Below are 4,867 nucleotides of genomic sequence, written 5' to 3' on the forward strand. Positions count from 1 at the left end.
GTTTCGTCGGGCAGATCGAGGGACTTCCGCTGCATGTGGGCCACCGGCAGGTCCTCCTCGATTTACTCGCCTGAGCCGTCGTCGACGAAGGTCTCGTCGGCAGCGCGGATGGTCTCACCGCCGACCCCGCCGAGACTGGCCGGCATCCGTCTGGGCAGGGTTGGCGGCTCGACGAATCGGTCCACCAGCTCGCGGGTGCCGTCCACCCCGAGTCGATCGAAGAGCAGCTCGAGGCGCGCCGCCAGGTGGGCACCGATCTCGGCCTCGGCCTCCGGACCGATGGACCACAGGGCCTCCTTGAACGGACCGAGCGCCTTCTTGCGGGTCTTGTACAGGAACTGCTCGTCGGTCTCGCCCGGCTTGCGCTCGTCGGCGCAGTTGACCAGGCACCACGCCATCATCTCGGCCCGCAGGTCGGCGGGCAGGCCGCCACCGTCGTACAGGATGTTCTGGAACCCGGTGGCGAGGTGGATCTCGGCGCAGCCGGCGGCCGGGAAGTGGCCGAACGCCTCCTCGGGCAGGGTGCTGGCGCCGTGCTGCACGCAGCCGGCCAGCCCGAACTCCTCCCGGGCGACGGTGGACAGGCGCTGGAGCGTGTCGAAGTCGATGGCAACCGGCGCCACGCTGCCGTCGGCCAGCACCACCCCGCCGTGGGAGGTTCCGGTCTGGATGCTGACCTTGCTGATCCCGGCCGGCGCGTCATCGCCGCCCAGGGCCGATCGGTACTCCGCCAGGTAGGCGCGAAGCTCGGCCTCGGTCGAGTTCGTCTTTCCCACTTCCCCGATCTCGCCGCCGACCGAGATCGTCACGCCCGGTGGGTCGACCTCGCGCACGAGGCGGGTCAGGTCTGCCGTCCGCTCGGCGTTGACCCGCTGCTGCTCCTCGATGCTGGGCAGCGACAGGTCGACGAGGGTGCTGGCGTCGATGTCGATGTTCAGGAATCCGGCGCCGACCGCCTCGCGGACGAGGTCGCGAAGCCCGTCCACCTCAGCCACCGGGTCCGAGGCCCAGCGGGTCGCGTTGAACTGGAAGTGGTCGCCCTGGAGGAAGACGGGGCCGCGCCACCCTTCACGCAGCGCGGCGGCCAGGATGACGGCGGCGTATTCGTCGGGGCGCTGGTCGGTGTACGCCATCTCGCTCTTCGCGATCTCGAACACGAGCGCGCCAACCTGGCGCGCGCTGGCGACGGTGAACACGGTGCGCGCCGTCAGGTACCCCGCCGCGCGGACGTTGATGGCGGGCACGGTGAAGGCGGTGGGCGGGAGCTCGCCGCGCCCGCGAGCGAGGTACAAGTCTTGGATCGAGGCTGACGGGCAGCCGAGGGCCTGGCTGGCGGCCCAGACCGCCCAGCGGGCCGCTTCCCGGGCTGCCGGGTCACGCAGGAAGACCGCGTCCCGGACCAGGCGGTCGGTGAGCGGGCCCTGGAACGCCGCCGGATCGGCAACCGAGAGGCCGTGGGGCGTGATCTCGGCAGCCGGTGCCAGGGTTGCGCGCAGGGCATCGACGGGGGCCACCGTCATGGGCCGCATCCTAGCCCAGCCATCCGAAAGCGGCGAGAAGGACGAAGGCCAGCAAGGGGGCGATGACGAGGCCGACCACCCCGGCCACGAGATACCAGTCGCGCCCGCCTGACGGGTCCACTCCCGGCCGGCGCGAGATCCTCCCCCACCAGGCCACCACGGCGGTCAGGAGGGCGACGTACAGGACGGCGGCCAGGGCGATGACCGCGAGGACCAGCTCGCGGGCGGGGCCGCAGTCGAGCGCCAGCCATCCGCCGGGCGGACACGGCCCGGCGAGCTCGGCTCCGACGACCAGGGCGGCCCCGGCCAGGACGACGGCCGACCAGCCGACGTGGACGAGGAGGCGGCGGTTCAGACTGGCTGGGGCCGGCTGAGCCGGTTCAGCCGGCGCGGGCTGACGCGGCGGCAGCGGCCTGCGCGTCTCGCCGGGCCGCGCGCCGGAACTCGTAGTACAGGTAGGCCAGCGCGGTCGCCGTCCCGCCGGCGGTCATCGCCCCGAGGCCGAGCGCGATGAGCGGCAGCTCGAGCGGGATGAACGACCCGCCGGCCACGTTGAACACGAAGTACGGGATGAGCAGGAGCATGACGAGGAGGTAGTTGGCCAGCGTGAACAGGCGGATGAGGGTCCATCCCGGGCCCTGCCGCCCGCGCGAGGCCTGGATGAGGTAGGCCAGGATCACGACCAGGACGAGGTTCGTCCAGGCCACGCCGTTGGCGATGATGAACCCCACCTCCTCGGAGAACTGGAGGAAGGGGATGTACAGGGTCACGCCGTAGAAGACCGAGTTCGGCACGTAGGTGACCAGCCAGTACACGAACAGGAACGCGGGCACTGCCTTCAGGCTGGCGATCAGCCACGTCTCGGCCCCGAACAGGAGCCAGATCGTGAAGTCGTCCGCCTCGCCGATGAGGCGGGCGAACAGGCCGCGGCGACGGGGCAGGGCGTAGGTCGTCATTCGGTCTGGTCCAGCAGGAAGGTGATCAGCGCCTGGAGCTCGGATGCGGTGAGATCGGACTCGGAGAAGGCGGGCATCCCGGTCGGGTTCCCATCGTTGTATACGCCAGACGAGTCACGGATCCACTGCTCGAAGAAGGCTCGCTTGTCGGCCTCGTAGTCCGTCAGGCGCAGCTCGTCCTGGGAGACGGGCGTGGGAAGCTCCTGGTTGGGGGTCAGGGCGGTGCCGACCGTCTGGAGGTTCGGGCCGATCCCGCCCTCCAGCTCCGCGCCGTGGCACGAGAAGCAGCCGGCATCGGTGAAGACCTGGGCCCCGGCCTCGACCGTGTCGGGAACCTCCTCCGGCGGGTTGGCGAGGCTCTCAGCCGCCCACTCCCCGATCATCGCGGTCAGCGCTTCGATCTGCTGGCGGGTGAGCGGACCGCCGTACTCCTGGCCCCAGGCCGGCATCTCGCTGGCGATATTGCCGGAGCGGACCACCCCGCCGAGAGTGATGACCCACTGCACGTAGTTGTTGAGCGTCTGCGCCCCGCCGGTCTGCGCCCACTTGTTGGCCAGCGCAAACGAATGGAGGTTGGGACCGATGAGGTTCGGGCCGCCCATCCCGTCGAACCCATGACACCGGACGCAGTTCGCGCCGTACGGCTGGAGGTGGGGCAGGATGGCGGTCACGACCAGCGATCCTTCGATTCCGGAGGCGGACACCGTCGTCTCGCCTTCATCAGCGAACTTCACGGGGGCGGACGCCTCGTCTTCGATCTCGACCTCGAACGGGGTCGTTCCGGTTCCGGTCACGGTGAGGGTCGCGCCGGTCTGGTTGCTGAAGCTGATGCTCGAGTTGGCATACAGCTCGACCGCCTCGACCGGTTGCGGCTCCCCATCCACTTCCACCACCCGGGTGAATGCGGAGTCCTGGATGTCGACGTCGATCGTGTAGGTGTCGTCGGGAAGGAACACGATCTGGCCGAACTCGAGCAGCTCCTCGTCGCGGATGCCGGTGAACACCTCGCGGCGGGGCGCATCGGTGATCCAGTAGAAGGTCGTGAACGCCGCAAAACCCACCATCAGCGCCACACCGAGCGCCTTCATCCGCATCGGCGTGTCCCTAGTTGGCGCAATGCGCGATGTCCTCGGTCCGGCGGCTGTCGAAGGTGTCGGTCCCGATCGGCGGGCCGCTGATCCGCACCGAGGTGTCGACGATGTACACCCCGTCCTCGATCCGGTGCTCGAATCGGTCCATGCCGCGGGGGGCCGGTCCGTCGCGCTTCTCGCCGATGATCGTGTACTTCGATCCGTGGCACAGGCACTCGAACCACAGGCTGCGGTCGCACAGCTGCGGGACGTTGCAGCCGAGGTGCGGGCACTTCCGGTAGAGGGCCAGGATGTCCATCCCCGGGTCGGGGACCTCCTCCCCGGTGCCCTCGACCCGTGACTTGCCGGCGGGCACGTTCACGATGAACAGGCGTGCCTTGTTGTAGATGAACGGCAGGCCCCGAACCCATTCCGGCTGCTGGGTCGCGATGTCGCTGGCGCTGCCGATGACCAGGTTCGGGTCACCGAGGCCGCCTTTCAGGTTCGGCCACAGGAACAGGATCGTGCCGCCGAGGAACTGCAGGGTGAGCAGCCCGACGCCGACACCCACCGCCTGGCGGAGGAAGTTCCGGCGGCTGATCTCGCGGACGGGGGGTCCAGGTTGCTCACCCCAGCTCGGCGGCTGACTAGTCACGGTGCCGTCCTCACAGGGTGAAGAACAGGCCGTCCCACGGCCATACCCAGTTCCACCCGGGGCCGCGGAAGAAGGCACCGATGAGGGTCACGCCGATGCCGAAGAACATGATCGTCAGGAAGAAGATCCACGCCACCTTCCGGTCGCGGGCCGCGCGGTACGGCGACTTGTCGATGTACGCGATGAGCGCCAGGCCGATGAAGTACATCGGGGGGATGACGATGCCCGCCACCGTGGTGTTGAAGTAGGCGAGCAGCTCCTGCAGGCCGAGGAAGTACCACGGCGCCTTGGCGATGTGGGGCGTGACGTTGACGTTCGCCTGCTCCTCCAGCGGGGCCTGGACGAAGAACGACATCACCAGCAGCATGCCGGTGATCAGGCACGCCATCAGGAACTCGGCGCGCAGCAGGTGCGGCCAGGTCAGGACCGTCTCGTCCGGTCGCTTGTCGACCCGGACCATCGACTCCTGGCGGACGTAGGCCAGCAGCCGGAAGCGCTCCGTGCCCGGCGCGCCGGGCGGACCCGGCAGCTTGGGCCCGGGCCCGGGGACGGCCGGCGGGGCGGTGGGGACCGGGGCCTGGGTCGGGGCGTTCTTGTCGGCCGTCGCGTTCGGCCGCTTCTCGATGGTCATCGGTCAGTCGCGGCTCATACCGGTCCGCTGATCCC

5 protein-coding genes are annotated in these 4,867 nt (G+C 69.5%); all 5 read right to left on the reverse strand.

The genetic code is table 11. From position 1 onward, the window contains the following. Nucleotides 1–62 precede the first annotated feature (62 nt). Nucleotides 63–1,520, reverse strand: a complete 1,458-nt coding sequence (locus VF468_29055; protein HEX5882335.1) for a class II fructose-bisphosphate aldolase — start codon at nt 1,518–1,520, stop codon at nt 63–65. Nucleotides 1,521–1,900: 380 nt separating this feature from the next. Beyond that, entirely contained in the window at nt 1,901–2,476 is a 576-nt protein-coding gene (locus VF468_29060) for a hypothetical protein (protein ID HEX5882336.1), read from the reverse strand. Further along, the gene (locus VF468_29065; protein ID HEX5882337.1) at nt 2,473–3,570 is read right to left on the reverse strand and encodes a c-type cytochrome; all 1,098 of its coding nucleotides are present in this window, start codon (nt 3,568–3,570) and stop codon (nt 2,473–2,475) included. The genes VF468_29060 and VF468_29065 overlap by 4 nt, the downstream gene beginning before the upstream one ends. Nucleotides 3,571–3,580: 10 nt before the next feature. Beyond that, nucleotides 3,581–4,201, reverse strand: coding sequence for a Rieske 2Fe-2S domain-containing protein (locus VF468_29070; GenBank protein HEX5882338.1), 621 nt, complete (start codon nt 4,199–4,201; stop codon nt 3,581–3,583). Nucleotides 4,202–4,211: 10 nt separating this feature from the next. Beyond that, nucleotides 4,212–4,832: a hypothetical protein gene (locus tag VF468_29075; GenBank protein ID HEX5882339.1), complete on the reverse strand. Its 621-nt coding sequence runs from the start codon at nt 4,830–4,832 to the stop codon at nt 4,212–4,214. Nucleotides 4,833–4,867: the final 35 nt, after the last annotated feature.

The organism is Actinomycetota bacterium, assembly GCA_036280995.1.
Lineage (GTDB): Bacteria > Actinomycetota > CALGFH01 > CALGFH01 > CALGFH01 > CALGFH01.

Bases quoted from the DNA above. Each gene is read 5' to 3' on its own strand.
- VF468_29065 (HEX5882337.1), bottom strand. From the start codon at position 3,570: ATGCGGATGAAGGCGCTCGGTGTGGCGCTGATGGTGGGTTTTGCGGCG.
- VF468_29055 (HEX5882335.1), bottom strand. From the start codon at position 1,520: ATGACGGTGGCCCCCGTCGATGCCCTGCGCGCAACCCTGGCACCGGCT.
- VF468_29075 (HEX5882339.1), bottom strand. From the start codon at position 4,832: ATGACCATCGAGAAGCGGCCGAACGCGACGGCCGACAAGAACGCCCCG.
- VF468_29060 (HEX5882336.1), bottom strand. From the start codon at position 2,476: ATGACGACCTACGCCCTGCCCCGTCGCCGCGGCCTGTTCGCCCGCCTC.